Annotated in this window: 25 protein-coding genes; 7 read left to right on the top strand and 18 right to left on the bottom strand. The window is 71.9% G+C overall.

From position 1 onward, the window contains the following. The first annotated feature begins 58 nt into the window (after nt 1-58). Nucleotides 59-784: an SDR family NAD(P)-dependent oxidoreductase gene (locus tag IE97_RS0114370; RefSeq protein WP_030238159.1), complete on the top strand. Its 726-nt coding sequence runs from the start codon at nt 59-61 to the stop codon at nt 782-784. 130 nt (nt 785-914) lie between these two features. Here the strand turns inward: IE97_RS0114370 and IE97_RS0114365 are convergent, their stop codons facing one another. The 9 genes from IE97_RS0114365 to IE97_RS0114325 all read right to left on the bottom strand — a co-directional run bounded on the left by IE97_RS0114365 (nt 915) and on the right by IE97_RS0114325 (nt 14,083). Then, on the bottom strand, nt 915-3,848 hold the full coding sequence (locus IE97_RS0114365; protein ID WP_030238157.1) for a hypothetical protein: 2,934 nt from the start codon (nt 3,846-3,848) through the stop codon (nt 915-917). A 2-nt stretch (nt 3,849-3,850) separates the two neighbouring features. Then, nucleotides 3,851-5,707, bottom strand: coding sequence for an HSP90 family protein (locus tag IE97_RS0114360; RefSeq protein ID WP_030238154.1), 1,857 nt, complete (start codon nt 5,705-5,707; stop codon nt 3,851-3,853). Between the two features lie 272 nt (nt 5,708-5,979). Next, nucleotides 5,980-6,966 (bottom strand): hypothetical protein, encoded by a 987-nt coding sequence (locus tag IE97_RS0114355; RefSeq protein ID WP_030238151.1) that lies wholly within the window; start codon nt 6,964-6,966, stop codon nt 5,980-5,982. Nucleotides 6,967-7,111: 145 nt separating this feature from the next. Further along, on the bottom strand, nt 7,112-7,783 hold the full coding sequence (locus IE97_RS0114350) for a hypothetical protein (protein WP_030238147.1): 672 nt from the start codon (nt 7,781-7,783) through the stop codon (nt 7,112-7,114). 240 nt (nt 7,784-8,023) lie between these two features. After that, nucleotides 8,024-10,462, bottom strand: a complete 2,439-nt coding sequence (locus tag IE97_RS0114345; protein WP_030238142.1) for a SpoIIE family protein phosphatase — start codon at nt 10,460-10,462, stop codon at nt 8,024-8,026. Nucleotides 10,463-10,619: 157 nt separating this feature from the next. After that, entirely contained in the window at nt 10,620-11,387 is a 768-nt protein-coding gene (locus IE97_RS0114340) for a DJ-1/PfpI family protein (RefSeq protein WP_030238138.1), read from the bottom strand. Beyond that, complete coding sequence (locus IE97_RS0114335) at nt 11,384-12,406, bottom strand: GlxA family transcriptional regulator (RefSeq protein WP_051704957.1); 1,023 nt, start codon at nt 12,404-12,406, stop codon at nt 11,384-11,386. Before IE97_RS0114335 ends, IE97_RS0114340 begins: the two co-directional genes overlap by 4 nt. A gap of 35 nt (nt 12,407-12,441) precedes the next feature. Further along, nucleotides 12,442-13,173: a DUF1775 domain-containing protein gene (locus IE97_RS0114330; RefSeq protein WP_030238131.1), complete on the bottom strand. Its 732-nt coding sequence runs from the start codon at nt 13,171-13,173 to the stop codon at nt 12,442-12,444. A 247-nt stretch (nt 13,174-13,420) separates the two neighbouring features. Next, the gene (locus tag IE97_RS0114325) at nt 13,421-14,083 is read right to left on the bottom strand and encodes a hypothetical protein (protein WP_030238127.1); all 663 of its coding nucleotides are present in this window, start codon (nt 14,081-14,083) and stop codon (nt 13,421-13,423) included. Between the two features lie 288 nt (nt 14,084-14,371). On the opposite strand from IE97_RS0114325, the gene IE97_RS0114320 reads away from it, so the two are divergent. After that, on the top strand, nt 14,372-15,010 hold the full coding sequence (locus IE97_RS0114320) for a LysE family translocator (RefSeq protein ID WP_030238124.1): 639 nt from the start codon (nt 14,372-14,374) through the stop codon (nt 15,008-15,010). A 25-nt stretch (nt 15,011-15,035) separates the two neighbouring features. Here the strand turns inward: IE97_RS0114320 and IE97_RS0114315 are convergent, their stop codons facing one another. Together IE97_RS0114315 and IE97_RS0114305 are read right to left on the bottom strand one after the other, a co-directional pair. Then, nucleotides 15,036-15,434, bottom strand: a complete 399-nt coding sequence (locus IE97_RS0114315) for a cupin domain-containing protein (protein WP_030238121.1) — start codon at nt 15,432-15,434, stop codon at nt 15,036-15,038. 249 nt (nt 15,435-15,683) lie between these two features. Further along, complete coding sequence (locus IE97_RS0114305) at nt 15,684-16,121, bottom strand: DoxX family membrane protein (RefSeq protein WP_030238118.1); 438 nt, start codon at nt 16,119-16,121, stop codon at nt 15,684-15,686. Nucleotides 16,122-16,205: 84 nt separating this feature from the next. On the opposite strand from IE97_RS0114305, the gene IE97_RS0114300 reads away from it, so the two are divergent. Beyond that, nucleotides 16,206-16,907 (top strand): helix-turn-helix domain-containing protein, encoded by a 702-nt coding sequence (locus IE97_RS0114300; RefSeq protein ID WP_030238114.1) that lies wholly within the window; start codon nt 16,206-16,208, stop codon nt 16,905-16,907. Between the two features lie 121 nt (nt 16,908-17,028). Continuing rightward, nucleotides 17,029-17,283, top strand: a complete 255-nt coding sequence (locus IE97_RS0114295) for an EF-hand domain-containing protein (RefSeq protein ID WP_030238110.1) — start codon at nt 17,029-17,031, stop codon at nt 17,281-17,283. A 37-nt stretch (nt 17,284-17,320) separates the two neighbouring features. Here the strand turns inward: IE97_RS0114295 and IE97_RS0114290 are convergent, their stop codons facing one another. Then, complete coding sequence (locus IE97_RS0114290; protein ID WP_030238106.1) at nt 17,321-18,811, bottom strand: cytochrome P450; 1,491 nt, start codon at nt 18,809-18,811, stop codon at nt 17,321-17,323. A 150-nt stretch (nt 18,812-18,961) separates the two neighbouring features. Between IE97_RS0114290 and IE97_RS0114285 the strand changes: the two genes are divergently transcribed. Next, nucleotides 18,962-19,702 (top strand): LLM class flavin-dependent oxidoreductase, encoded by a 741-nt coding sequence (locus tag IE97_RS0114285; RefSeq protein WP_234331813.1) that lies wholly within the window; start codon nt 18,962-18,964, stop codon nt 19,700-19,702. A 100-nt stretch (nt 19,703-19,802) separates the two neighbouring features. On the opposite strand, the gene IE97_RS0114280 is transcribed toward IE97_RS0114285, so the two are convergent. From IE97_RS0114280 to IE97_RS0114270, 3 genes are all read right to left on the bottom strand, one after another. Further along, nucleotides 19,803-20,807 (bottom strand): trypsin-like serine peptidase, encoded by a 1,005-nt coding sequence (locus tag IE97_RS0114280; protein ID WP_078603224.1) that lies wholly within the window; start codon nt 20,805-20,807, stop codon nt 19,803-19,805. 232 nt (nt 20,808-21,039) lie between these two features. After that, on the bottom strand, nt 21,040-21,519 hold the full coding sequence (locus tag IE97_RS0114275; protein WP_030238094.1) for an SRPBCC family protein: 480 nt from the start codon (nt 21,517-21,519) through the stop codon (nt 21,040-21,042). 162 nt (nt 21,520-21,681) lie between these two features. Next, on the bottom strand, nt 21,682-22,311 hold the full coding sequence (locus IE97_RS0114270; RefSeq protein WP_030238090.1) for a flavin reductase family protein: 630 nt from the start codon (nt 22,309-22,311) through the stop codon (nt 21,682-21,684). Between the two features lie 344 nt (nt 22,312-22,655). On the opposite strand from IE97_RS0114270, the gene IE97_RS42075 reads away from it, so the two are divergent. Then, nucleotides 22,656-22,829, top strand: a complete 174-nt coding sequence (locus tag IE97_RS42075; RefSeq protein WP_158708281.1) for a hypothetical protein — start codon at nt 22,656-22,658, stop codon at nt 22,827-22,829. 52 nt (nt 22,830-22,881) lie between these two features. Here IE97_RS42075 and IE97_RS0114260 read toward each other — a convergent pair whose 3' ends face one another. The 3 genes from IE97_RS0114260 to IE97_RS0114250 form a co-directional block, all read right to left on the bottom strand. After that, on the bottom strand, nt 22,882-23,169 hold the full coding sequence (locus tag IE97_RS0114260; protein WP_030238087.1) for a zinc-ribbon domain-containing protein: 288 nt from the start codon (nt 23,167-23,169) through the stop codon (nt 22,882-22,884). A gap of 58 nt (nt 23,170-23,227) precedes the next feature. Next, nucleotides 23,228-24,868 (bottom strand): phosphoglucomutase (alpha-D-glucose-1,6-bisphosphate-dependent), encoded by a 1,641-nt coding sequence (gene pgm / locus IE97_RS0114255; RefSeq protein WP_030238082.1) that lies wholly within the window; start codon nt 24,866-24,868, stop codon nt 23,228-23,230. A gap of 239 nt (nt 24,869-25,107) precedes the next feature. Continuing rightward, nucleotides 25,108-25,536, bottom strand: a complete 429-nt coding sequence (locus IE97_RS0114250) for a hypothetical protein (protein WP_030238079.1) — start codon at nt 25,534-25,536, stop codon at nt 25,108-25,110. A 139-nt stretch (nt 25,537-25,675) separates the two neighbouring features. Between IE97_RS0114250 and IE97_RS42490 the strand changes: the two genes are divergently transcribed. After that, complete coding sequence (locus IE97_RS42490) at nt 25,676-25,822, top strand: hypothetical protein (RefSeq protein WP_199807043.1); 147 nt, start codon at nt 25,676-25,678, stop codon at nt 25,820-25,822. The last annotated feature ends 70 nt before the right edge of the window (nt 25,823-25,892 follow it).

The raw sequence follows: 25,892 nt of genomic DNA, 5'->3' as shown, positions 1-25,892 counted from the left end.
CATCGAATCCTGACCAGAGCTCAGTGCGAAGCCAGAGCGTCGGAGGAGTGGAGCGATCTTGAGTCGGATCCTGGTGACCGGTTCCGCGGACGGGCTCGGACGGTATGCGGCGGATGCCCTGCTGTCCTCGGGGCACGAGGTGGTGGTACACGCCCGCAACCGGGAGCGCGCTGCCGGCCTCGACGTGCTGGTCGGCCGCGGGGCACGGCTCGTGGTCGGGGACTTCACCGAGCGGGACGCCGTACGACGCGTGGCCGACGAGCTGAACGGGGCCGAGCCGCTCGACGCCGTCATCCACAACGCCGGCGTGTGGAGCGGCCGGGCGGTCATGCCGGTCAACATCATCGCCCCGTATCTGCTGACCGCCCTGCTCCGCGGGCCGCGCCGGCTGGTGTACCTGAGCAGTGGCTCGCACTTCGGCGGGCGTCCCTCGCTGGAGCGGGTCGACTGGCGGGGCGGGAACGCGGGCTCGTACGCCGACAGCAAGCTCTTCGTCACGACCCTCGCGGCCGCCGTGGCCCGTCTGCGTCCCGGGGTGCTGAGCAATGCGGTGGATCCCGGGTGGGTGCCGACGAAGATGGGCGGGCCGAGCGCACCCGACGACCTCGAGCTGGGCCATCGCACGCAGGAGTGGCTCGCGACGAGCGACGAGCCCGAGGCGCTGACCACTGGCGGGTACTGGTATCACGGCCGGCGGCAGGAGCCGCACCGCGCGGTTCACGACGAGGCGTTCCAGGACCGCCTCGTCGCGACGCTGGCCGAGGAAACGGGCACCGCGCTCTGACGCGTCCGCCGGTCGGCGGACGTCGACAGGCGCGGCTCGGGCCTCCGGCCCGAGCCGCGATCCGTCTCCTCTCCCCTGCCCTCTCCGTCCAGGGTCCGCCGTCGTGCGGCCCGGCACCGGGGCCGCCGGGTCAGTCCTCGTCGCGCAGCCGGGCAGCCAAGGAGATCAGCGGCTCGGTCTCCTCGGTGTGGCCCAGGGCGGTCAGGTGGGAGACCGCCGCGTCGAGGCGGGTGAGGGCGGGGGCGGGGCGTTCCAGGTAGATGCCCTCCACGGCGCCCGCGAGACGGACGCACTCGGCCCACTCGCCGGCACTGTCGTCCTCGGGTCCCGGCTCGCCGAGCAGGGCGAGGGCCTTGTCCAGGGCGGCCAGCGCGTCCTCGTATGCGCCGGCGTAGGCGTTGACCCGCCCGTGTTCGTAGGCCAGGGCGGTGTCCAGGGAGCGGCCCTGGGTCTCGTAGGCGGCGGCGCGGGCCTCGTCGGCGATCCGTCCCGCGTCGGCGAGGAGGGCGAGGGCGCCGGCCAGTCCGTCGGGGCCCTGCTGCTGCGCCTGGAGGCGGGCGAGTTCGCGCAGGCAGTTGCTGAGCTGCTCGTAGCGCGGAGCGTCGGCGTGGGCGGCGAGTGCCTGGTCCGCCGCTTCGCGGGCCCGGCCGAAGTCGCCGGACTCGCCGAGGAGTACGGCCGTCTCCGCGGCGATCATGGCGTGGCTCCCCTGGTCGTCGTCCCAGCCGGCCGACTCGGCCGCGAGGGCGACGAACTCCGCGGTGGCGGCCTTGAGGTCCTCCCCGGCGTGCAGTGCGCGGGCGCGGGTCAGGCGCAGCTGGGCGACGAGCCGGTCGTCGGCTTCTCCGGCGGTGATGTCCGGTTCGGCCAGCAGGGAGTCGAGCAGGGCGATGCAGTCCTCGACCCGGCCCAGGTCGAGGCTGAGCTGGGCGGCGTTGGCGTAGGCGCAGTACGCGTCCGTCCGGTTGCCACGGCGAAGGTCCAGCTCCGCCGAGCGCGTCAGGTGCCGCAGCGCCTCGTCGGGGCGGCCCAGGCGCATGCAGGCCTCGGCCAGATCACCGTGAAGACGGCTGGTGTCGACCGCGTCGGCCGGCCAGTCGGCGGCCCGTCGCAGGCCTTCGGAGAGGTCGGTGTACGCGGCCTGCGCGTCCCGGAGGCCGAGCTGGAGCCGGCCGCGCAGTCCCAGCGCGCGGGGCAGGTGCCAGGCGGGGCCGTGCGCCTTCAGCCGGTCGATGAGGGCGTCGGTCTCGGTGACCGCTGCGGGCAGGTCGCCGGAGATGGCGTAGGTGCTGGCCCGCAGCAGCAGCGCGCCGGAGATCTGCCCGACGACATCGTGCCGGGTGGCGAACGCGTGCAACGCGTCCACCTCGGCGACGACCGGCGCGACGTGGTCCTCGCTGCCCGAGGTCTGCAGGCGCAGTGCGAGCGCGGTCGCCCGCAGCCGCAACAGGCGGGCCTCCTGGTACGGGGCGAGGCCGGGGGTCTCCTCGTGCAGGCGAACCAGGGACGCGTGGGCCGCGGTCAGCGCGGCGGCCTTCGCCTCGGGCCCGTCAGCGCCCTCCCCGGAGTTCTCGGCGGTGGCGAGCAGGGCGCCGGCGCGGGCGAGCGCCGCCTGCCCCGGCTCCCCGGCGTCGTCGTACAGGGCCGCGGCCTCCTCGTGGAGGGCTACGGCGTCGGCGAACTCGTCGTTGTTGCCCGCCCGGCCCGCCTCGTCGTCCAGCAGGTCCGCGCGCAGCCGGACGAGCGGGCCCACGGCCGGATCATCGGGGTGGGTGTAGTCGCGGGCGGCGACGAGCGTGCGCAGCCGCTCCCAACGGGCCCTTGCGTCCGGGTGCCCCTGCTCCTCCAACCCGCGTGCCTGGAGGATGAGTTCGACGAGCGAGTCGGGGGCGGGGTCGGCCGGACGGGCGGGCGGCGCGGCGACCGGGGCGGCGGGCGTCACGTCGTCAAGACTGCGGGTGCGCAGAGTGAGTTCCAGCGCGTCCAGGAGCGGGGCACGGTCGAGGCGGGCCCTGCGACGGTCGCTGTGGGCCGTGGTGCCGTTGCGGGCGTCGAAGCGGGCGGCGTGGTCGTCGGCGCGGCGGCGTACCTCGGCGCGCAGCCCGGCCACCGTCCAGGTGCGGCCCGCGTATCCGGCCGCAGGCAGTGCGCCGTGGCCGAGGAGCTCGACACGCTGGAGGAGGACCTCCACGCCGGTGAGGAAGTCGAGCAGGTCCAGCGGCGAGTCCACCTCGTCGAACAGGCTCCGGTTCTCGGCGAGCAGTTCCAGGCCACGGGCCTCGTTGCCGGTCAGCGCGCAGAACTCCAGGTGCCGCCCGATCTCCCCGGACATGGCGGGGTTGCGGCGGCAGGCGCGGTAGCCGGTGAGGTGCAGTTCGCGCGCACGGTCGGTGCGGCCGGTGCGCAGCAGGGGCAGCAGGGCGTACGAGAGGGAGCGTGCCGGCTCCTCCTGGCAGGACTCCTTCCCGTTCAGGACGGGCTCCCAGGCGCGCAGTGCCCGCTCGTCGTCGCCCGCTGTGAGGTGGTACCGGGCGCGCTCGCAGATCTCGCAGGCCTCGCAGTCGCTGAGGCGGGTGCGGGTGCGGCCCGCCCACAGTTCGTAGGCGGGGGTGGTGTCCTCGCCGACGTGGGCGGCGAGCTGGTATGCCTGCCCGTAGTACGGCTGGAGGCCGAAGCCGGCCTTCTCGTACCGGTCGCGCATCTCCGTCAGCCACTGGCGGAGACTGGTCAGCGGCATCTCCGGCAGCTGGCGCAGGGCGTGGCTCACCCACTTGAACCGCCAGAACAGCGTGTGGCGCAGGCGCTCGTCGAAGACGTCGGGCTGTTCGTCGAACAGGGTGAGCAGACGGGCGAAGACGACGGGCGACTTTCGGGGTTCGGAGCCGTAGGTGTACGCCTCCTGGAGTTCGAGGAGGGCGTGGACGAGCGGGGCGGGCTGGTCGAACTGTTCGGCGGCGTCGACGAGTTCTTCGGCAGTGACGGTACGGGTGCGGCCGTAGGGGCGCCGGTCGTTCTCCTTCAGCGCCTCGTACAGCTCGTCGGTGGTCTGGGGTGCGGTCGGCATCGTCAGCTGTCCTTGCGGAGGGCGTGGGCGAGAAGGTCGAGGAAGGAGCGGTTGATGAGACTCGATTCGGCGGGCCTGAGGGGGCGCCTGGACAGCATCGCGGCCTGCCCGTAGAGGGCTTCGGCGCTGGTACGGGCAAGCTCGGGCTCGTCGATGGTGACGGCGGTGCGGACCAGCGGGTTGAGCTGGTTGAGGATCAGCTGGGCACGCGGGGCCTCCTGGCGCAGGGCGCCGAGGATGTCGCCCCACAGGCCGCCTTCCTGCTCGCGTGCGAGCTGGGAGCGGGTGCGCTCGTGCCGGGCCTCCCGGCTGTCGACGAGGAGGGCGGGGGCGGAGGCGGGCTGGAAGGTGCGCAGTGCGACGTCGCAGTCGAAGACGGCGAGGGCGTCGCGGGCCTGGGCGAGGTAGGCCGCGGCGGCGAGTTCCGTCTCCCGGTCGACGGGGTCGAGGTGAGCGGTGAGGGTCTCCGGGTCGAGGTCGGCGACGGTGGCGCCGGGCCTGATCTCGGGGAGCCGGTGGACCAGTTCACGGTCGTAGGTGTAGCCGCCGTTGACGACGCCGAGACCGGCGGCGGAGGCGATCGCCGCGACCTGCCGGAACTCCTCCACGCTCGAGGTGACGAGCACGGTGCGGTGGGTGCGCGCGAACTCGTCGAGGGTGGTGTGCCCGTCGGTGGTCTCGAACGGCAGCCAGGGCAGCAGCATCCGCAGGATCTCGTCGTCGTGCACCGCGAGGGACTTCACGGCCAGGTGGTGGGCCTGGAGGAAGCGGGCGAGCAGGTCCGGGTCGCTGGCTGCGGCCCGGGCGATCCAGGCGCGCAGCCGCTCGGCGAGGGCGTCTCGGACGGCGGCGAGGGTGTCGTCCTCGTACAGGGACTCGCGGGACGCCGTCGGGCGCAGGCTTTCGGCGTCGACGACGCAGCGGACGAAGAACGCCCAGTCGGGCAGGATCTCCTCGGCCTGCTCGGACAGCAGCATGCCCTTGACGTGCACGCGGTGCCCGTGGCGGCGCCCGGCCGGCACCGCCTCGGGAAGCACGCAGGCGATGCCCTTCAGGCCCACGGCGGGCAGGTCCAGTTCGATGGTGTCCAGCGGTGTGAAGCCGAAGACGTTCTCGCCGTACGCGGCGAGCGCCCTGGAGCGGGCTCCCGGGGTGGGGTACGTGCGTGTCCAGGGCGCGGGATCGGGGTTGACGGACGCGGCCGGGTCGCCCGGCCTGCCTGTGCCGTCGTCGAAGGTCACCGGGTGGCGCAGCAGGGAGCCGAAATGGCGGGCCAGCGCGTGGACCTGTGCCGGGCGGGTCCACTCGCCCGCGTCGGCGCGCGGCGTCAGCGTGACGGTGGTGCCGGGCCGGGGGACGGCGGAGGCGGGCAGGGTGCGGACGGTGTAGCTGCCGTCGCCGCGTCCCCGCCATTCCACGGCGGGTGCGTCAGGGGTACGGGCGGAGCGGCTGAGGACGTGGATCTCGTCCGCGACCAGGAAGCAGGAGAGCAGGCCGATGCCGAACTGGCCGATGAAGTCGCCGCGTTGCTCGGCGATCTGTTCTGTGCGTTTGCTGCTGCGGCCGATGGTGGCGAGGAAGGTGTGCACGTCGGTCTCGGAGAGACCGACGCCGTCGTCCTCGACGCGTACGACCGAACCGTCGGCGTACAGGCGGACGCCGAAGGCGTCGGCGGGAGCGGCCGGTTCGAGGGCCCGCCGGGCGGTCAGCGCGTCCACCGAGTTCTGCATCAGTTCGCGCAGGTAGACGCGGGGGCTGGAGTAGAGGTGGTGGGAGAGGAGGTCGACGAGGCCGCGCAGGTCCACCTGGAAGGTGCGGTCGGCGCCGGCCGGGTTCGTGGCGGTGTCGGGCAGAGTCATCGGGCAGTCCGTTGGTGGGAAGGGCGACGGGTACGGTCGGGCGGCGGGCCCGCGGGGTGCTTCGGGGGGGGCGGCGGGGCCGGTCTCCTGGGCGGCAGGGCGGCAGGGTTGGCGCCGCGACTGCGGGGCCGCCTGCGCGTACCGGGGGGCGTCGGAGCGGGAGGGGCGGAGAGTCGGCGGAGACGGAAGGCTCTGAGTCTCGACCGGGACCGGCGGGTCCTGAGGATGGGGCCGGCCGTGGGGTGCCGAGGACCGGCCGGGCCGGTGGCTGCTCAGGCGCGGCGGTGACGGCGGGCGAACTGCTTCTCCGGTTCCGCGAAGTACGTCCAGGGCCACTCGGTGTAGGCGCCGTCCAGCGTCCGGAACACGCGCTTGACCGTGTGCCGTTCGTCGGCCAGCGACAGTGCCATGGCGAACATGTTGAAGTCGTGCTGCCAGCCCGGGCGCCACACGTAGGCGGGGTGGAGGATGCTGTGGTCCGCCGCCTCCCGCAACTGCGCCTGGATCTCCGGGGTTTGCAGGTAGTCCCCGCGCTCCGACTCGACCCACTCCTCGATGTACGCCATGGCGATCACGCAGCCGAGGCGGTGCCCCTGCGGGGCGCGGGCGCCCGCGTCCTGGGCGAATGCCAGGGCCTGCCCCGGTTCACCACCCCAACGGGGCTGCAACTGCGACACCCAGGCGAGGTGGGTCTCCAGGTCCAGCGGGTCGCGGCGCAGGGCGGCGTCACGCCGGGTCTCGTTCACGGCGGGGCCCAGCGACATGCCGCGACCGGAGGTGAGCAGGCAGCGCCACGGCGTGATCCATTCCGGCCGCAGCTCGGCGGCCTCGAGCAGCTGCTCCTCGGCGGTCCGCAGCCGCTCGTGGAAGACCCGCCACTGCTCCTGCGTGACGTTCACGGCGCGTTCGGCGGTGCGCGCCTCCCAGCCCCAGGTGATGTGGCGCGCCCCGGATATCAGCAGCGCCGTGGCCCGGTGCTCCTTGTCCTCCTCGACGGCCCGGCCGATCCAGTCCTGCACACCGTCCAGATCGGCCAGCTCACCCAGGACTTGGTGGTCTCGGCCCAGATCGAAGGGGGCCAGCGTCTCCTTGACCGCCTCCCAGTCACCCGCTTCGGCCGCCTCCACCAGTGCGAGCACCCGCGCGTCCCCGAGCGCGCGCAGCGTGTACATCCCGTTCTTCTGCCTGCGCGGGGCGGGAAGGACGTGCGAATCCGCCACCGGTCTCTCCCCGCCCCTGCCGAACAGCTTGCCGAACATGCCGCGCCCTCCCCTGGTACCGCGTGATCTTCCGGTGCAGCATAAACGGCCCCACCGACACCGCTTCCACAGGGTTTTCACCGACGCTTCACGAGGGCTTGGCTCCCAACACCCGCAGGGTGCCGGAGCGATGGGCTCCTGGGAGTCAGCTGTTGCGGGTGAAGAGCCTGTCCCGAGTGGAGCCGGTGGAGCACAGCTTCTTCTCGGCTGCCGTCATCTTGCGGGACTTGACCACGACCGCGTTGTGCTTGCCGTCCGTGCCGTTCGGAGCGGGGCCGGTGACCACGTCGGGGACGAACCAGTAGTAGTGGCCCCACTTGGGGTCGTCGTAATGGGTCTGCCACGTGCCGGAGATCCGCTGCATCACCTGGGCCCGGGAGATCCAGCCGACTTCCCCCGGCTGCACGTTCACAGTGAAGGAACTCGTCTCCGTGCGGGAGCTCTGCCACGTGTAGTTGTACGTCGCGGTGACACTGGCCGTGATGATGCCTTCGATGCCTCCGCCCACGGTGACGGAGCCTCCCACCGAGTGGGAGGAGCCCACGGTGTCGGCCCATGACATCGACTGGGCGGCGGGCGAGTCGGTGCAGTTGAAGAGCAGTTCTGAGACCTGACGGGGCTCACCGAGGTAAGCCTGTCCGATGGTCGGGGAGTTGAAGGTGCACTTGCCTTCCCCGGAAGCGCAGTCGGCCATGATCTGCTCCGCGGTGGGCTGTTCCTCGGCCGCAGCGGGTACGGCCGCCGCGATCATCCCGAGCGCCGTCGCCGTCAAGGCCAGCGTGCGGCCGCCGTACCGCAGCGTGCGGTTCATCGTCATCGTTGGTGCCTCTCACCATGCATGGGGGGTCGGCGACCAAGCCCCCTGTCACGGGAGGGCGTGCGGTCACCGCGTGGTGCCAACGAGGCTCACGTAAACCACAGCCCACCTACACCAAGGACGGGTAAAGTTGTAATTGATATTCAGAAATGATGAACCGTCAACATGACGCACAGGGCGGTCTCTTGGCGGCCCGGCACCGCCGGTCCGCATCCGGCGGTTTCGAAGCGCCCGCGGTCGTCAGTCTGAGGACAGGGCCTGTTCGGCCCAGATCGTCTTGCCGTGGTAGGTGTGACGGGTGCCCCATCGCTCGCACAGCTGGGCGACCAGCATGAGGCCGCGCCCGCCCTCGTCGTAGACGCGAGCCCGGCGCAGGTGCGGTGCCGTGCTGCTGGCGTCGGAGACTTCGCAGATGAGGTTGCGGTCGAGGATCAGGCGCAGTTGGAGGGGAGGCTCGCCGTACCGGATGGCGTTGGTGACCAGTTCGCTGACGACCAGCTCGGTGACGTACGCCGTCTCGCCCAGGCCCCACTCCTGGAGCTGCCGGCTCACCTTGTCGCGTGTCTCGGCCACCGCGGACGGTTCCGGTCGTACGTCCCAGGTGGCCACGTGGGCCTCGTCCAGGACGTGCGTACGGGCCAGCAGCAGCGCCACGTCGTCCGCCGGCCGGGCCGGGAGGACGTCCCGCAGGACGGTGTCGCAGATGCCTTCCAGGGATGCGCTCGGCCTGGCCAGCGCCTGCAGCAGGAGGTTCACGCCGTCGTCGATGTCACGGCCCCGGGCCTCGATCAGGCCGTCGGTGTACAGCGCGAGCAGGCTGCCCTCGGGCAACTCGACCTCGGCCGCCTCGAACGGCAGGCCACCCAGTCCCAGCGGCGGACCGGCCGGCAGTTCGAGGACGCGCGCGGCGCCGTCAGGGGTGAGCAGCACCGGCTCCGGGTGGCCGGCGCGGGCCAGGGTGCAGCGCCGGTGGACCGGGTCGTACACGGCGTACAGGCAGGTGGTGCCGACGTCGGCGGCGGCGCCGGGCGTGCCGTCGGTCTCGGCCGACAGCCGGTTGACCAGGTCGTCCAGATGCGTCAGCAGCTCGTCGGGAGGCAGGTCGACGTCGGCCAGGGTGCGTACGGCGGTCCGCAGCCGTCCCATGGCGGCGGAGGCCTGGATGCCGTGGCCGACGACATCGCCGACGACCAGGGCCACGCGGGCGCCGGAGAGCGGGATGACGTCGAACCAGTCGCCGCCCACACCGACCTGCGCGCTGGCCGGCAGATAGCGGGAGGCGACCTCCACGGCGGGCTGCCGGGGCAGTCGCTGCGGCAGCAGGCTGCTCTGCAGGGTCAGCGCGGTGTCACGCTCGCGGGTGTAGCGGCGGGCGTTGTCGATGCTCAGGGCGGCCCGAGCCGTGATCTCCTGGGCCAGCAGCAGATCGTCCTGCTCGAAGGGCTCGGGATGGCGGTGGCGGGAGAAGGTGGCCACGCCGAGGGTGATGCCACGCGCGCTCATCGGCACCGCCAGCACGGAGTGGAAGCCGAACCGTCGCACGCGTTCCGCCCGGTCAGGCGCCAGGGATGCCCATCGGTCGACACCGTCCGCGGTCACCTGCTGGATCAGTGGCTGTCCCGTGACCAGGCATTCGGCCGCGGGCGAGGTGCTCGGGTAGGTGGCGACCGAGCCCAGCGGGATCACGGCCTCGGGGCAGCCGGGCAGCACCGACTGGTTGGCCACGCGGCGCAGCAGGACCGGGCTGGGGAGCGTCACGGCCCGCAGTTCCCGGTCGTCCTCGATGTCGGGAAGCAGATCCACCGTGACGAAGTCGGCCAGGTGCCCGACGGCGACGTCGGCCATTTCCTGGGCGGTGCGGGCCAGGTCGAGGGTGGTACCGATGCGGACACCGGCCTCGGCGACCAGGGCGAGCCGCTGCCGTGCCTGGTGCTGCTCGGTCATGTCGTGCGCGGACAGCAGCACCCCACGCACCACTCCGTATTCGTCGTTCACCGGAGCCAAAGACACCGACCACACGCTCGCGTGCTCATGGCCGGCCAACTGCAGGGTGGCCCTCAGGTGCTGCTGTTCGCCGCTGCTGAGGACCTTCAGCATCAGCTCTTCGGCGCGTTCGCCCTGCGGGTCGAGAACGATCTCCGACACCCGCAGCCCCCGCATCTCCGCCTCGGAGAGTCCCATCACGCGTTCCATGTCCGCGTTGGCCTTGAGCAGCCGCAGCCGGGAGTCGTACAGGGCGGTGGTGCACGGCGACTGGGTGAGCGACCAGCCGACCAGGACGTCCTCGTCGGGCTCGGCCCGGGTGCGCGCCACCGGTGAGACCAGAAACCACTCGTGGGCGTCGCCGTCACTTTCCGGGTTCGGCTCGCGACGGTGCGCCAGCAGGGTCACCGGGAGGACGTGTCCGTCGCGGTGCCTCAGGGTCGCCGTACCGTTCCACCGCCGCACGCCGACGAGGGAACGCAACTCGTGCGCCGGAGGCTCCCCGGCGAGCAGCAGGGCCGCGGGGCGGCCGACGATCTCCGATGCCGGGTATCCGACCAGGCGGCGTGCGCCTTCGCTCCACCCGGTCACCGTGCCGCGCGCGTCCACGACGGCCCGTGCCGTGGCCGTGTCGTCAACGACCGCTACCGGCTGCGGGCCCACCCCTTCGTTCCCGGTCGTCCCTCGTGGCGGCATCACGCTCGTCCTGCCTGTAGCAAGCACCGGGCCGACGTGGCGCACCGTCGGCCCTATATAGCATGGACTTTAGTATAATCCTGAAAATTAGGACAAATATTGTGACGGGCTTTCCCCGCTCCGGGCTGTTCACTCCTCTGCCGCCGCGGACATCTCGTCACTTCTCCTGGGAGGCGGCGAGCAGCCTCAGTGCGTGTGCCTTGAGTTGAGGGTCGGCGTCCGCCGCGTTCCCGGAGTCGTACGGGGGCCGGGGGTCGTACTCGACGGCGAGTTGGACGGCTCTGGCCGTGTCGTCGTCCGTGAGCAGGGCCGCGAGGTACAGGGCCATGTCCAGCCCCGCCGACACACCAGCGGCAGTGATGATCTTCCCGGAGCGCACGTAACGCCGCGGCAGGTAGGTGACGTCGAAGGTGGACCGAAAGTAGTCGGCGGAGGCCCAGTAGGTCGTCGCCTCCCGGCCGTCCAGCAGCCCTGCCGCCGCGAGGACGATGCTGCCGGTGCACACGGAGGTCGTCCATCGGGTGTGGCGGTGCATGGCACGGATCCAGCGCAGCAGTGTCTGGTTGTTCATCGCAGCGATCGTGCCGCGGTTGCCCGCGCCGGGCACGAGCAGGACGTCGAGGCGGTCGACCTCGGCGAGGGAGCGGTCGGCGATCACCGCCACGTCTCCCGTGTCCGTGCGGACGGCCCCGCGCTTCTCCGCGATCATGGTCACGGTGGCGTCCGGCAGCCGGGAGAGGATCTCCGCCGGGCCGGTGGGATCCAGCAAGCTGTAGCCGTCGTACAGCAGGATGCCGATGTTCGGTCCGGTTCGGCCACGGCGCGGGGCCGCATACGCCTCGGAAGGTGCCGTGGTCGTGGCGGCGAGGGTGGCGGTGGCCACCGTCCGCCGCAGCACGTTTCTGCGTGTCGTGAATCGGCTCATGGACCGGAAGTCTTCTGCTCCCGCGTGGCGCGTGCGGCCGGCATGTCCGGCATCCTGCGAATGCTGTCGCCGGTGACCCCGTAGTGGTCCAGGAACGCCTGCCGCAGCGTCTCCGGCGATCCGAACCCGCAGCGGCGGGCGATCGCCGCCAGGGACAGGGCGCTGGATCGCACCAGATGCGCCGCCGCCTCGGTGCGCGCCACGCGCACGGCCCGCGCGGGGGTGGTGCCCAGGTGTGCGTTGAACAGCCGGGTCAGGTGCCGGCTGCTGACTCCCGCACGGGCCGCCAGGGCCGCGGGACTGAGGTCCTCGCCCAGATGGCCGGCGATATGACCGGTCAGGTCCCGCACCAGCCGGTCCTCCGGAGGCGGCGCGGCCAGGAACACGGAGATCTGCGCCTGGTCGGCGGGCCGGTGCAGATGGGTGACGAGTTCCCGGGCGACGGCGCGGGCCAGCGTCGGTCCGTGGTCGTCCTCGATCAGTGCCAGCGTCAGATCGAGAGCGCTGGTGACACCGGCCGAGGTGTAGACGTCGCCGTCCCGGATGTAGAGGGGACCGGCGTCCACGGCCACGGCGGGGTGGCGCTCGGCGAGCCGGTCCCCCCATCCCCAGTGGGTGGTCACCCGTCGGTGGTCCAGCAGACCTGCAGCGGCCAGTACGTAGGCACCCGTGCAGACGGAGGCCACACGCCGGCTGTGCGTGGCCAGTCGGCGCACCTGACCCAGTAGCCGCTCGTCCGCCGCCGCGTCCTCGCAGCCGATGCCGCCAACGACGAGCAGGGTGTCCAGCCGTCCGGTGACCGCCTCCAGGCTCTGCCCGGCTCCCACCAGGATGCCCGCCGAGCTCCGGGCGGCCCGGCGGCCCAGGGTGCCCAGTTCGACGGAGTAGGGCGGCTCGGCCCCGTATCGGTTGGCGATGTCCAGGGCGCCGCTGGGGCAGGCGATGTCGAGGATCTGTGCGTCCTCGTAAGCGACGATGAGTACGCGCCGCAGGCCGTCGTCTCCTCGGTGTGCGCTCACGCCCCAGCTCCATCTCCCTCCGGACTGCCGGCGCCTCAGACGGACCGGCTCCGGCGGTTCTTCAACCACCAGGCACCGGCGCCGCCGAGGACGAGGAGAACGACCGCACCGATGCCCAGGGGCACTGCCGCGGGCATGCCGTCATCGGTGGTGCCCTTCGCCACCGGCTCGGCTGACGACTCGTCGGCGCGCTTGTCCGGGGCGGTGCCCGTCGACGGGGCTGGAGTCGTCGGTTCCTCCGTGGGGCCGGGGCTCACGAGCTCGGCGCCCGGTGCGGCGGCCTTCAGCTTCAGGCGGGGTGCGGGATGACCGTGCCCGTGCCCGTCGTCCTCGGCTTCCTCCTCCAGCTGGATCCAGCGGTCGATGGTGCCGTCGCTGTAACTCTGAAGGGTCTTGAAGACCAGTTCTTTCGCGTCGGGCAACTGCCGTACGGTCACGACGTATTCGGCGTCCTCGCCCATGGCGAGCTTGGGCCCGGACACCGTGTAGCCCCGGCTGGTCGGGGCGAACTTCCAGCCCTCGGGGCCTTTTTTGTAGGTGACGTCCTGCGGGGTGATGCCCTCAGGCAGGACCACCTCCAGCTTGCTGATCCCGGCCGAGGCGGACTCCGACTCCGCGGAGAAGGTCAGCGCGACGTTCTGGTCGAGCGCCCGGGCGCCCTCCGCCTCCACCTCCGCGTGGGCCGCGGCCGGTCCCGCGGTGGCGACGGCGACGGCGAACGCGGCTGCGGAGAGGGTGACAGCCGTGGTGCGGGTCTTCCCAGTCATGGGGTGTGCTCCTGTTTTTCTCTGTTGTGCACTGGCCTGTGGGAACGATCAGGCAGCGGCGAGCGCCGGCGTGGCGGACCGGCGTGCGGCGCGGCGGGACCGGTGAAGGAGTGAAGGGGTCACGACCGTGCGTACGGCGCGGCCGATGCCCGAGGCGGGGAGACGACGGCTCGTCGTCTCCGTGCAGGGCGTCTTCGTGCACGTGCGTGCGGACGTCTGCGTGGGCGGCCTCGTGAACCTGCTGTCGTCAGGCGACAGTTGTCCCCGTGGGCGGTCCGCGGGAGATGACCGCGTGCCTCGGAAGAAGCCGCCGCGGTGTGCGATCGGAGCGGCTCCGGGCGCGGACGCGCGGGCGGTGCGGCGGCGTGGGCGGTCGAAGGAGCGGACGCAGCGGTGCCATGAGCCATCCGGCGAGCGCCCGCAGGATGCGGAACGCGGCCCGCTCGCCGTGGGCGAGCCACAGGCCGCACAACAGCGCCGCCAGCAGGTGGGCGGCGAGCATGCCGGTCGATGACATACCGCCGATGTCGTGGCCCAGCGCGTGCGCGGCCACCGCGTGGTCCATCGGCCGGACGGGGAGAACGGCACCCGTACCGTGACGCATCGCGTGGTCCATGACGAGTGAGCTGCTGCCGCCGGAGCGATCAGGGTGCACGACTGCCTGCGCCAGCGAGAACGAGGTGTGCAGCAGGGCCTGGGCGGCGACCGCGACGGAGCCGACGAGGACCGGCCCGCGCTCCCGGACGGCCAGCCGCCAGGCGGCGCCGCCGGTCACCACCGCCCCTGCGGCCATGGCCCACCAGGGCACGGCGGTCCCCGACGTCATGACGTGGCCCAGGGAGGCGAGCAGCACGCAGACGGCCGCGAAGACGGCGGCTCTGAGCGCGCGAGAACACCACCCAGCGGTCATGGCGCCTCATCCTCGCAGTCGGGGTCCCACACGTCACGGGAAGGTACGGAACACTGCCAGGCCTCTGACTCAATCCAGTCATCGTGATCCACGCCACAACGAGGGCCGCAGGCCGTTGCCCTGTGCCCCTTTCGTCCGCGGAACCAGCCGGGAAACGCCGGCTGCGTGGTGACCGCGCGAAACGAGCACGGAAGGGTGCGCTCGGGGTACTCGACGTGACCGTCGCCTCCGTGGCCGGCGGACGGACCCTGGCGAGCGGTCCCCCTGCGACGGACGAGCGGAGCGCGGATGACAGTCGACCTGGCCGGATTTCTTGGTGTGGTGCTGGTGGCGTACCTGGTGCCCGGCCCGGATTTCCTCGTGGTGGTCAGATCGGCGGCCGAGCACCCGGCGACGGGGAGGGCCGCGGCGCTGGGCGCGCAGACCGGGCTGTGCGTGCACATGCTGGCCGCGGCCGCCGGCCTGTCGGTCGTCGCCACCCGCTCCCCCATGGTGTACGACGCGATCAAGCTGCTGGGAGCGGCCTACCTCGTCCATCTCGGGGTGCGGGCCGTCCTCGCCGCCCGCCGGGCCGCCGCGGAGCAACCGCCGCCCTGGTCGCCGGCGCCGGAGGGCGAGCCCACCCGGGGGAGCTGGAGGTCCGGCTTCACTCAGGGCTTCCTCACCAACGTACTCAACCCCAAGGCGGCGCTGTTCTTCTTCAGTGTCCTTCCGCAGTTCGTCGAGGGCGACGGTTCCGTAGCCCGGCAGATCTTCCTGCTGGGCGTCCTGGACGTGCTCATCGGAATCGCCTACTGGTTCGCCCTCGTCGTCGTCGCCGCGCGACTGCGCGCCCTGCTCGCCCGGCCGCGGATCCGCCACCGCTGGGAGCTGACGACCGGCTGGCTGTTCATCGCCATCGGCATCTCGATCGCCGCCGTCGCCTGACACCGCTGACACCCGACGGGTGCTGTCACGAGCTGGGCCTCGTCCCGATCTGCATGCCCGGGCGGCGGCGGTGGACGGTGACGTAGCACAGGCCGCTGCTGCCGGCGACCAGGCCGCGAGAGCTGCCGTGGGGCAGCCAGACCAGGTTGCCGGGAGCCAGCGGCTGCGGGTCCGCCGCCGGGCCGAGGGTGCCGTCGCCGGCCACGACGAGCAGGAGGACATCGAGGTCGGGCTCGGTATGCGTGCCGACGTGCCCTCCGGGCGGGATGCGGATGAGGTTGGCATCGAGTTGCCGTCCTGGCTCGGCCAGCCGCCACAGCGCGCCGGCCGGTGTCGAGTCGGCCGCGATCAGCGACTCGGTGTCGCACAGAACACGCGGTACGGGGGCGCCGTCCGCGCCTGGGTGTGTCTCTGCCTCAGTCATCGCTTTGCCACCTTGCCACACATGCCTTTGGGTGAGGGCGGATCCGTGCCGGCCATCTCCTTGCGAGCGCCGTGTCGGCGGTCGTGGCTGCTGCTGATCCGGCCGGGCCTCAACCGTCGTTCCGGCCGGGTCCTCGCCGGCGAGGACCTGCCGCGCTCGCGTGCCCACCTGTGAAGGTGGCCACCGAGGCGGTCGAGATCCTCGCTCTCCGCGCTCCGGGCATCGACATCCTGATGACGTGACCGGCTCTCAGCCCGATTGCCGCGTGCCGTGGTAGCGCTGGGCGAGCCGGGCGAGGGCGACCGCGCCGAGCAGGAGGCCGAAGTCGCGCAGCGCGATGTCGTAGTAGCCGGGGATGGTCAGCAGGTTGACGATGATGCCGGCCAGCCATCCGGCCACCAGCCAGCCCCCGAAGCGCGGGGCGAAGGCCACGACGAGGCCCGCGACGATCTCGACGGCACCGACGGCGTACATCGCCGCCTGGGCACTGCCGGGCACGACGTCGTCGATCCACGGCGCGAGGTAGCCGGGCCAGTCCACGAGCAGGTTGGCGAACTTGTCCAGCCCGAACAGGATCGGCGCCACCGCGAACCCGACGCGCAGGAGGACGAACGCCTGGTAGCCGGGGTCGGTGAACACAGCCCGCCGGGAGGCGGCGGGGGGCGTGGTTGTGGGTGCGGACGACATGACGCCCACCTTTCTATAGACAACTCTCACTGTCGATAGAAGCGCGCACCCGCTCTTAAGTCAATGGCCGTGGGTTTTACACTGGTGTTCGTGGACCACCCGGAAGAAGGACCCGGCCGCGACGTCTCCGCGGTCGCCGCTCTGGACGAGCCGACCCGCAGGCGGCTGTACGACCATGTCGTGCGCCAGCGGGAGCCCGTCAGTCGTGACGAAGCCGCCGCCGCCCTCGGGCTGGCCCGTCAGACCGCTGCGTTCCATCTGGACCGCCTGGCGGACGAGTCGCTCCTCGATGTCGTCTACGAGCGGCGCAGCGGCCGCACCGGTCCGGGAGCCGGCAGGCCGGCCAAGCTCTACAAGCGCTCCGCCAAGCAGATCGCCGTCAGCCTGCCCGAGCGGCACTACGAGCTGGCCGGGCGGCTCCTCGCCCAGGCCGTGGAGGAATCCGAAGCCACCGGGGAACCGGTCCGTGCCGTGTTGCACCGAAAGGCCCACGACCTCGGTGCCCAGCTCGCCGGTCCGCGCGACACGGACGTGTTCGGCCTGCTGGAGCGGTACGGGTTCGAGCCCCGCCCCAAGGGTGACGCCATTGTGCTGGGCAACTGCCCGTTCCACGCGCTCGCCCGCGCACACACCGAGACCGTCTGCGGCATGAACCTCCATCTGCTCCGCGGCGCCCTGGAAGGCCTCGGCCGGAGCGGTCTCCGGGCGTGCCTGGTCCCGAGTCCCGGCCACTGCTGCGTCCGCCTGGAGCCTTCTTCCGATCCGCCTGCGGCGGCGAGGTCGTGAGCACCGCCCGCCGCCCGGACCACCTGCGGCGCGCGCCGGGCAACCCGGACGGCGTGCGCGGCGTCTCTCCTGGTGAGCGGGACGGGTATGTCCGCCTACCGACCATGCGACGGGGACGACGATGAGTGACAAGGCTCGCAGACTGTTCGAGGCGCTCGACCTCGACCATGACGGGGTACTCACCCGGGAAGAGGTGATCGTCGCCCTGCGGACGAAGGGACCGTCCCTGGCCGCCTCGGGCGTCGTGCCGTTCTGGGGAGTGCAGGACGTCGAAGCGTCCTCCGCGTTCTTCGACACCGCCGACCAGAACGGGGACGCGGTACTGACCCTCGAGGAGTTCACCGCGGTGGTCGACCGCCGGTTCGGCTGGAGCTGACCCGGGGGAGGCTCGCGCCGAGAGCCTCCCGGGCGCGTCAGCCGGCGGACGCTGTGGGTGGCCTGGTGTCCTTGCCCGGTTCCGGCGCGGTCGCCGGGGCCGGGGTGTCGCTGGTCTGCCGCGTCGCACTCGGCTGACCGCGGAACTCCATGGTCAGGCGGTCCGGCTTGACCGTGACCACGGCCTGGGGCCGCGGCGGCCGGGAGGTCAGCGCGAAGGACGGCCATGTCCGCAGGACCGTGGCCAGGATGATCTGGAGTTCGGCCCACGCGAAGTTCTCGCCGATGCACTTGCGGCGGCCGTCACCGAAAGCGAGGAACGAGCCGCGGGTGGCCGACACGTTTGCGGCCGTCCAGCGGTCCGGGTCGAAACTGGCGGGCCGGGCGAACACGGCGGGATCGTGCTGGTGGAGGTAGGGGCTCCAGACGACGTCGGCGCCCTGGGGAACCAGGTGTCCTCCGAGGTCGATGTCACGGGTGGCCGTCCGGGTCACCAGCCAGGCCGGACCGTACTTGCGGATGGCCTCCTGCAACACCTGGCGGGCGTACGGGAGGTGCTCCAGGTCGTCGTGGCGCAGCGGGCGGTCCGCGCACACCGTGGTCAGCTCCTCGCGCAGCCGCCGTTCGACCTGCGGATGACGGCTGATCTCGTACAGCGTCCAGGCGAGCGTGGTACCGGTGGTCTCGATCGCCCCGGTCAGCAGGGTGATGGCCTCGTCCTGGAGCTGCTGACGGGTCAGCGGATCGTCGGCGGTCAGCAGGGTGTCGAAGAGGCCGGTCTGCTGCTCGCGGCCCACCGCCGCGTGCGGGCATCCGGCCGCGGACGCGGCCGTCGCGGCGTCGGGGGACGCACCCGTGACGCGGCTCGCACGATGGTCGATGGCCTGGTCGATGAGGGCTCGCAGGCGGGCGACGCGCTGCGCGTGCGCCCGGTTGGCGGGCAGCGGCAGCCGGGTCACCCATGGCGGGAGAATCGTCTGCCGGATGGTTCCCTTCATGATCTGGGGCATGAGCGAGGTGAACTCGCCCTCCAGATGCTCGGGCAGGTCCGCGCCGAACAGGGCGACGAGGAAGGCCGCGAGGGTGACTTCGTTCATGTCCTCGTACACGTCGCGCGGCCGCCCTTCGGGCCAAGCGCCGACCATCGCCGAGACCTGCTCGATCATGGCGTCGCCGCGGTCGGCGATGTGGGCCTTGTTGAACATCGGCTGCATCAGCCGCCGGTTGCGCAGGTGGGCGTCGCCGTCCGCGATCGTGGCGAGTCCGTCTCCGAAGAACACGCGCAGGGCGTCGATGATCTTGCCGCCCTTGGCGTAGTGCCCGGCATCGGTCACCAGGACCTTTCGGGTCAGCGCTGGATCCGTGACGACGTAGGCCGGGGCCGGGCCTATGCGTATCCGTACGACGGGGCCGTGTTCGCGCAGGGAGCTGATGAAGGGCAGGGGGTTGCGGGCGAGTTGGAGGCCGTGGCCGATCAGGGGGAGTCCGCCGGGGGCGGTGCGGGTGGGGGACGTCGCGGGAGCGCTCATGGCCGGTTTCACTCCTTGTGGGGGCGACAAACGATCGATGCATGCCCACGGCGCGGTCGCGGAACTCCACCCCTCGATGATCACTACGTCACACCCGGTTGACAACGGGTGGGGCCGGAGTTCAGCACGCTCGGGACGATCGGGCGACTGGTGTACCCGGGGAATGAGGAGCTGGTCGCACTGAGTGCGGCGGCGGCGGTCATCAGCCGGATCCGGCTGACGACGAGTGTGCTGCTGGGGCCGCTGTACACGAACGCCGCGCTGCTGGCGAAGCAGGCGGCCTCCCTCGACCGGCTCTCCGGAGGGCGATTCGTGCTCGGTGTCGGGCTGGGCTGGCGCGACGACGACTACGCCGCGAGCGGACTGCCCACGGCAGGCCGGGGGCGTCGGCTGGAGGAACAGCTGGCGGAGATGAAACGCGTCTGGTCGGGCGAGGAACGCGGGTTCGCCGGGGCGATCGGGCCGGAACCCGGGCGTGAGGGTGGTCCCGAGCTCGTCCTGGGCGGTGGGACCCCGGCCGGTTTCCGGCGGGTGGCCCGGCTGGCCGACGGCTGGATGGGCGGTGGCACGCCGGAGATGTTCGCTGAGGCCTCGGTCGGCGTCGCTGCCGCGTGGAAGGAAGCGGGGCGGGCCGGCGCGCCGGGCAAGCTGGCGCTGGCCTATTTCGCGCTCGGCCCGGACGCCCGGGCGCACGCGGACGGTTACCTCCGGCACTACTACGGCTTCCCCGGTGAGGCTGCCGCGCAGATCGCGGCGGGTGCCGCGGTGAGCGCGGAGATGGTCGCCTCATACACCGCCGCGTACGCAGCCGCCGGCTGTGACGAGCTCATCTTCGTTCCCGCGGCGTCGGGGCTCGAGCAGGTGGGGCTGCTCGCCGAGGCGACCGGCTGAGGGGTCCTTGCACCATGGGTCGGCCGTCGCCCGAGCGACCGGGAGCCGGGCCCCTCCCCCACGGCTCGGAGGAAGGACCCGGCCCCTGGCGGCCGGTGGCTCAGGACGACTGCGCGCTCTGGTACAGGTTCTGTGCGTCCGCGCCGAAGTACGGGCCGTACATGGCGTTCGGCAGGAAGTTGTACTTGAAGCTGTTCACCGAGGACTGCAGGCCGGTCCCGGTCGCCTCGTCGAACTGGGTGAACCACGGGCCTCCACTGGAGCCGCCGGTCATGTCGCAGGTCAGACCGTGGTCGCTGGACAGCAGGAAGTCCCGGAAGGTGGTTCCGCTGCAGTAGATGAACTTCTCGCCGTCGTACGGCGCGGCGGCCGGGAAGCCGAAGGCGTACATGGCCTTGTTGTAGCCGGTGTTGAAGGCCAGCCCCTGCCCGCCGACCACGTCGGTCAGCTTCTTGCCGTCCAGCGGGGCGACCACGGCCGCGCCGATGTCGTAGTTGATGTCCTCGCCGGCCGTCCACTGCGGTGTGGAGAGGGTCTTGGCCGCCGTCCAGGTGCCGTACGGCCGCTGCCCGTCGTGGTAGCCGGGGACGAACACCCAGTTGGTGTGCCAGGCCCCTTCCAGCTTCACGCAGTGGCCGGCGGTCATCACGGTGCTCTTGTTGGCGCTGGTGACGGCGTTGCCGGAGCAGGAGGCGGTGCGCCCCTGGTAGGTGAAGAACACGCGTCCGGCGGTCTTGGTCACCGCTCCGCCTCCGGACCAGGGGCCGCCGCCGTGCGGGAAGGCGAGGGGCCCCACGGCGGAGGCGGGTGCGCTCGGTGCCACAACGGTCGCCTGGCCCTTGCGGGGTGCCGCTGTCCGCACGTCGGACCGGTCGACGGACAGGACGTCGAGGGGGGTGGCCTCGCGCATCCGCTGCGGGGTCCAGAAGGCGAGGGCGCGTTCCTGCGCCGAGGGCGCCACCGCTCCGGGCTCCGGCGCGGCGCCCGCCGGCGTGGCGGTGACTCCGGTCGCCAGCAGTGCGGCGACCCCGGCGAGGGCGCCGAGGACGGTGCGGCGAACGCGGGTGCCGCCGGACAAACGAGGGCTACGGGGTCTGCCTATCACGCGGTCTCCTTCTGCTGTGGGGGCCGGGTGGTGGGGTCATCCACCCGGTCACGCAGGGCTGCCACTGCGCGCAGTCAGAGGGCAGCGTGCCACCGGGAGACCGTATTGGACAGGTGCATGTCAGAGAGATGGCCGAATCGCCACACGCTCTCCGCATCCTGGACACCGGAACACAGGCGGACCCGGCCTCCACCATGGTGGAGGCCGGGTCCGGAGAGCGGGGCCGTGGGTGTCAGAAGGTGGGGCCGCTGCCGCCGCCCGGCTGGATACGTCCACGCCAGGCGCCGGACTCGGCTCCACGCTCCTCGATGTACTGCTTGAAGCGCTTCATGTCGCCCTTGATCCGGCGGTCGATCGTGCCCATCATGTCCGCTGCCTTCTCCACGACTCCGCTGGGCTCGACGTCCATCACCAGCTCCACCCTCGTATGGGTGTCGTCCACGCGCTCGAAGCGGACCGAGCCCCTCTGATGGGTGTCTCCGCTGGTCGTGCGCCAGGTGACGCGCTCGTCGGGCAGCTGGTCGACGATCTCGGTGTCGAACTCGCGCCGCACTCCGCCGATCTTGGTGGTCCAGTGGTTGTGGCGGTCGTCCAGCTGCCTGACCTCCTCGACGCCCTCCATGAAGTTCGGGAACTCCTCGAACTGGGTCCACTGGTTGTAGGCGGTGTGGACGGGCACGCCGACTTCCACGGTTTCCTTGACGGTGCTCATCTGTATGCCTCCGTTTTCCCTGATCGACTACTGGAGGCCCATCGGCCCATTCAGGTCCGGGCCCGCTGCGACGACGAGTACCCGAGATCTTCCGGTAGCCACACGGATCGGTGCCCGCCCGGGAACGGGAGCGGAATGAGCCCGGCCACGCAGCTGTCCCTGTCAGGCCGCGGAGGTGGCGGCCAGGGCCGTTTCCGAGCGGAAGCCGTGACCGACCTCGGGGGCCAGGCCGTGGTAGTGGCGGAAGTTGTAGATGAGGGGACTCCAGACGGCGGGGTCGATGTGATGGGTGCCGGGCACGACGACGCGTTCGGCGGCGTGGACGCGCAGGACCTCGCACTCGACGCTGAAGAAGAGGCCCGCCCCGCCCGGCGTCAGCGCGCTGACCCGTGCCTCCAGCTGGAGGGCGCACTCGGCGACGCGTGGCGGCCCGACGAGGCCGGAGGCGGCCGGCGTGAGCCCGGCAGCGGCGAACTTGTCCCGCTCGTGCCGGTACAGCCCCCGCTTGGCCTCGGGCACGGGGCCGGCGCCGGTGAGCGGTGCGAGGCGTTCCACGTGCTCCCAGAGTTCCGGCGAGGCGACGTTGATCACGAGCTCCGGGCGTTCCGCGAGGTTGCGCACCGTCTGGCTCTCGCTGCCCACACCCAGGACGACGTGCTGCCCCAGGGCCCACGCGGACGAGACCGGAGCGAGATTGGCGGTGCCGTCGTCGTTCTCGGTGGTCAACAGGACCACGGGCGTGCCGAAGTAGAGAATGCTGGGCCGGATCACTCGGTGGGTGTCAGTCGTCATGCCCAGGACGCTATGGGCCGGACGTTTCGGCGCCCGTCGAAGGGTCGGAGGGCAAGAATCAGGGGGCGCGCTCACGGAGGAGCGGCGGGGCCGGCATCGCTACGTGCGTCTGGCGGACCCCGGTGTCGCGGAGATGATCGAGGCGCTCGCGGCGAGGGTGCCCCGTCGGCTCGTCCCCGTGCGTTCGCTCGCCGCCGCCTGTCGGCACCTCGCCGTGGCGATCACCGACGCCATGACCGCTCGCGGGCTGTTGTCCTGGGAGCCCGGCCCTGCGCTCACCGGGTACGGCGCGGCATGGCTGACGAGGGCCGGGATCGCGGACGTAGGAGTGGCGCACCGTCCGCATGTGCGTACCTGTCTGGACCGGTCGGAGCGGAGGCCGCATCTGGCGGGGGGCGCTGGCCGCCGCCCTGTTCCACCGTGCTCTGGAGGCGTACTGGCTCGTGGACGGCGACGGCTCTCGCGTCGTGCGGTTGACGGACCAGGGTGGGGCGCCTTCCGGCGGCACCTGGGGCTGACGGACGAGGCACTCACGACCGGCTGAGCGCCTCGCCCTCCGGGACGACCGGATCAGAACCGGTGCGTCTGCTCCGGCTGCCCGTACGTCTGGCCGCCCTGGCCGCCCGCTCCCTGGGCCTGCAACTGCTCCGCCTGTTCCTTGGTCACCTTCTGTTCCGCCCCGCAGAAGGTGCACTGGGTCAGGTACTTCGTCGAGATCGGGAACAGCGGCACGAAGAACAGCGTGAACTTCGTGACGCGCTTCCTGAGCGTGTGGGCGGCCGGGTTGCCGCACTGGCCGCACACCAGCGTCAGTATCGCCAGCTGGTACAGGTACCCCTTGGTGCCGAAGATGATCACGTGACGGTCCTTCCCGGGTCGGATCTTCCTCCAGTGTCCCGTACGGCGGTGCCCGGGCTCAGCCCGACAGTGCCGCCAGCACCACGGTCTTGGCCTCCTCCTGGACCCGGGCCAGGTGGTCGGGGCCGAGGAAGGACTCGGCGTAGATCTTGTAGACGTCCTCGGTGCCCGAGGGGCGGGCGGCGAACCAGGCGTTGTCCGTGGTCACCTTGATGCCGCCGATGGCCGCGCCGTTTCCGGGGGCCTCGGTGAGCACCGCGGTGACCGCGTCACCGGCCAGCGTGTCCGCGCTGACCTGTGCCGGGGAAAGCCTGGCGAGCAGCGCCTTCTCCTCGCGGGTCGCCGGGGCGTCGATCCGCGCGTACGCCGGTTCGCCGAAGCGGGCGGTCAGATCGGCGTAGTGCTCCGACGGTGTCCTGCCGGTGACCGCCGTGATCTCGGAGGCGAGCAGCGCCAGGATGATGCCGTCCTTGTCGGTGGTCCACACCGAGCCGTCCCGGCGCAGGAAGGACGCCCCGGCGGACTCCTCCCCGCCGAAGCCGATGGTGCCCCCGACCAGCCCGTCCACGAACCACTTGAACCCGACGGGCACCTCGACCAGTTGACGGCCCAGGTCGGCGGCGACCCGGTCGATCATCGCGGAGGACACCAGGGTCTTGCCGACGCCGGTGGCGGCCGGCCAGTGGTCGCGGTGGGCGTACAGGTAGGAGATGGCGACCGCGAGGTAGTGGTTCGGGTTCATCAGGCCCGCGTCCGGAGTGACGATGCCGTGCCGGTCGGCGTCGGCGTCGTTGCCGGTGGAGATCTGGAAGCGGTCGCGCTGCTCGATGAGGGAGGCCATCGCGTACGGCGACGAGCAGTCCATACGGATCTTGCCGTCCCAGTCCAGCGTCATGAACCGCCAGGTGGGGTCGGTGTGCGGGTTGACCACGGTGAGGTCGATGCCGTGCTGTTCCGCGATCCGGCCCCAGTAGGCGACGGACGCCCCGCCCAGCGGATCCGCCCCGATGCGCACCCCGGCCGCGCGGATCGCGTCGAGGTCGAGGACACCGGGCAGGTCGGCGACGTAGGTGCCGAGGAAGTCGTAGCGGCCGGTGCCGGCCGCGGAGAGCGCCCGGGCGTAGGGGATGCGACGCACGTCCTTCAGGCCGCCCCGGATGATCTCGTTCGCCCGGTCCTGGATCCAGGAGGTCGCGTCGGAGGCGGCGGGGCCACCGCTGGGCGGGTTGTACTTGAAGCCTCCGTCGGCGGGCGGGTTGTGGGAGGGCGTGACGACGACGCCGTCCGCGAGGCCCGTCGTGCGGCCGCGGTTGTGGGTGAGGATGGCGTGCGAGACGGCCGGGGTCGGCGTGTATCCGTCCGCGTCGTCGATCAGTGTCGTCACCTCGTTGGCGGCGAACACCTCCAGCGCGGTGACCCGCGCGGGCTCCGACAGGGCGTGTGTGTCGGCGCCGAGGAACAGCGGCCCGTCGACCCCCCGCTCGGCCCGGTACTCGCAGATGGCCTGGCTGGTCGCGGCGATGTGGTCGTCGTTGAACGCGCCGGCCAGTGACGATCCACGGTGCCCGGAGGTCCCGAACGTCACGCGCTGCCCCGGGTCGTCGAGGTCGGGGTGGAGCGCGTAGTACGCGGTGACCAGCCGAGCGACATCGACGAGATCTTCGGGACCGGCCGGAATGCCCGCTCGCTCGTGCTGCATGGCCCGCTCCTCCGCATGAGTTGATCCTTCGTGTGCGGTCACATCCTTCCTCGTCCCCGTGGTGACGCGCGAGAGGGGCACGGGGGTGAGGGCCGGATGTGGGCCAGGCCACGCGACGACCGCGGGGACCGCGTCCGTGACCGGAAACGAGGCGGCGCGGCGGACCACCGGGACGTCCGGTGATGCGCCGCGCCACCCTGCCGGCCTCGCGGGCGCAGGGCCGAGCGCCCTCGCCGTCGTCAGATCCGCCCGCCGGTCATCCGGGTGAGGGGCCCGTACGTGTGGCGTTCCGCGCGGCGTCCCACCGCGTACGACGCGGCACTCAGGGCGGTCAGGCCGGCGCCGACGCCCGCGGCGACGAGCTTGCGGTGGGCGATGACCGTCCAGGCCGTCCTGGCCGTGGCCGCGACGTGGCCCGAGGCCGCGACGACCGCCTGGCGGCCCGTCTCCACGCCCTTGGCCGCGGTCTGCACGGCCGCCGACGTCGTCTCGGCGGAACGCTCGGCGCCGGACTTGACCGCTGACGCCGCGTCATCGGCCTTCCCCGCCGTGCGCTTCGCGGCCTGCGATGTCGACGCGCTCGCCTTGTCCGCGGCGCGACGCGCCTTGGTCTGGGTCGTCTGGCTCGTGGTCGGCTTCTGATTCGTGCGCTTGTTCTCTTCCGTCATGGACACCGCCTTGCCTCTGACTCCGGCGGCAAACACGTTCGGTCGCGCACCGTCCGGCCGTGCGGAGGCCTGAGCACGTCGTCGAAGGGGTAGGCGAGCCACAGACAGGACGACGTCAGGACATGCAGGAGGGTGCGTCATGGCCGGCATTCTGAATCGCATCAAGCAGTTCGCCCGGACCCCGCAGGGGCAGCGGGCCATCGCGGAGGCGCGGCGGGCCGCCGCGGATCCCCGCAAGCGAGCCCAGGCGCAGCGCCTGCTCGGCAGGCTGCGCGGTCGCCGCTGACCTGGCCGCGGGCCCACCGCGGGGCCCCGGAGCCCAACTCCTCCAGCAGACAAGTGTGTTCATGTCCGGC

The organism is Streptomyces sp. NRRL S-455, assembly GCF_000717875.1.
GTDB lineage: Bacteria > Actinomycetota > Actinomycetes > Streptomycetales > Streptomycetaceae > Streptomyces.
This window is presented reverse-complemented; position numbering and strand designations above follow the sequence as displayed.

Coding starts and splice junctions, on each gene's coding strand:
- IE97_RS0114250 (WP_030238079.1), bottom strand. CDS start 25,536: ATGACGGAAGAGAACAAGCGCACGAATCAGAAGCCGACCACGAGCCAG.
- IE97_RS0114325 (WP_030238127.1), bottom strand. CDS start 14,083: ATGACCGCTGGGTGGTGTTCTCGCGCGCTCAGAGCCGCCGTCTTCGCG.
- IE97_RS0114275 (WP_030238094.1), bottom strand. CDS start 21,519: ATGAGCACCGTCAAGGAAACCGTGGAAGTCGGCGTGCCCGTCCACACC.
- IE97_RS42490 (WP_199807043.1), top strand. CDS start 25,676: ATGGCCGGCATTCTGAATCGCATCAAGCAGTTCGCCCGGACCCCGCAG.
- IE97_RS0114295 (WP_030238110.1), top strand. CDS start 17,029: ATGAGTGACAAGGCTCGCAGACTGTTCGAGGCGCTCGACCTCGACCAT.
- IE97_RS0114355 (WP_030238151.1), bottom strand. CDS start 6,966: ATGTTCGGCAAGCTGTTCGGCAGGGGCGGGGAGAGACCGGTGGCGGAT.
- IE97_RS0114340 (WP_030238138.1), bottom strand. CDS start 11,387: ATGAGCCGATTCACGACACGCAGAAACGTGCTGCGGCGGACGGTGGCC.
- IE97_RS0114305 (WP_030238118.1), bottom strand. CDS start 16,121: ATGTCGTCCGCACCCACAACCACGCCCCCCGCCGCCTCCCGGCGGGCT.
- IE97_RS42075 (WP_158708281.1), top strand. CDS start 22,656: ATGTGCGTACCTGTCTGGACCGGTCGGAGCGGAGGCCGCATCTGGCGG.
- IE97_RS0114315 (WP_030238121.1), bottom strand. CDS start 15,434: ATGACTGAGGCAGAGACACACCCAGGCGCGGACGGCGCCCCCGTACCG.
- IE97_RS0114365 (WP_030238157.1), bottom strand. CDS start 3,848: ATGCCGACCGCACCCCAGACCACCGACGAGCTGTACGAGGCGCTGAAG.
- IE97_RS0114330 (WP_030238131.1), bottom strand. CDS start 13,173: ATGACTGGGAAGACCCGCACCACGGCTGTCACCCTCTCCGCAGCCGCG.
- IE97_RS0114350 (WP_030238147.1), bottom strand. CDS start 7,783: ATGACGATGAACCGCACGCTGCGGTACGGCGGCCGCACGCTGGCCTTG.
- IE97_RS0114290 (WP_030238106.1), bottom strand. CDS start 18,811: ATGAGCGCTCCCGCGACGTCCCCCACCCGCACCGCCCCCGGCGGACTC.
- IE97_RS0114345 (WP_030238142.1), bottom strand. CDS start 10,462: ATGCCGCCACGAGGGACGACCGGGAACGAAGGGGTGGGCCCGCAGCCG.
- IE97_RS0114270 (WP_030238090.1), bottom strand. CDS start 22,311: ATGACGACTGACACCCACCGAGTGATCCGGCCCAGCATTCTCTACTTC.
- IE97_RS0114320 (WP_030238124.1), top strand. CDS start 14,372: ATGACAGTCGACCTGGCCGGATTTCTTGGTGTGGTGCTGGTGGCGTAC.
- IE97_RS0114360 (WP_030238154.1), bottom strand. CDS start 5,707: ATGACTCTGCCCGACACCGCCACGAACCCGGCCGGCGCCGACCGCACC.
- pgm (WP_030238082.1), bottom strand. CDS start 24,868: ATGCAGCACGAGCGAGCGGGCATTCCGGCCGGTCCCGAAGATCTCGTC.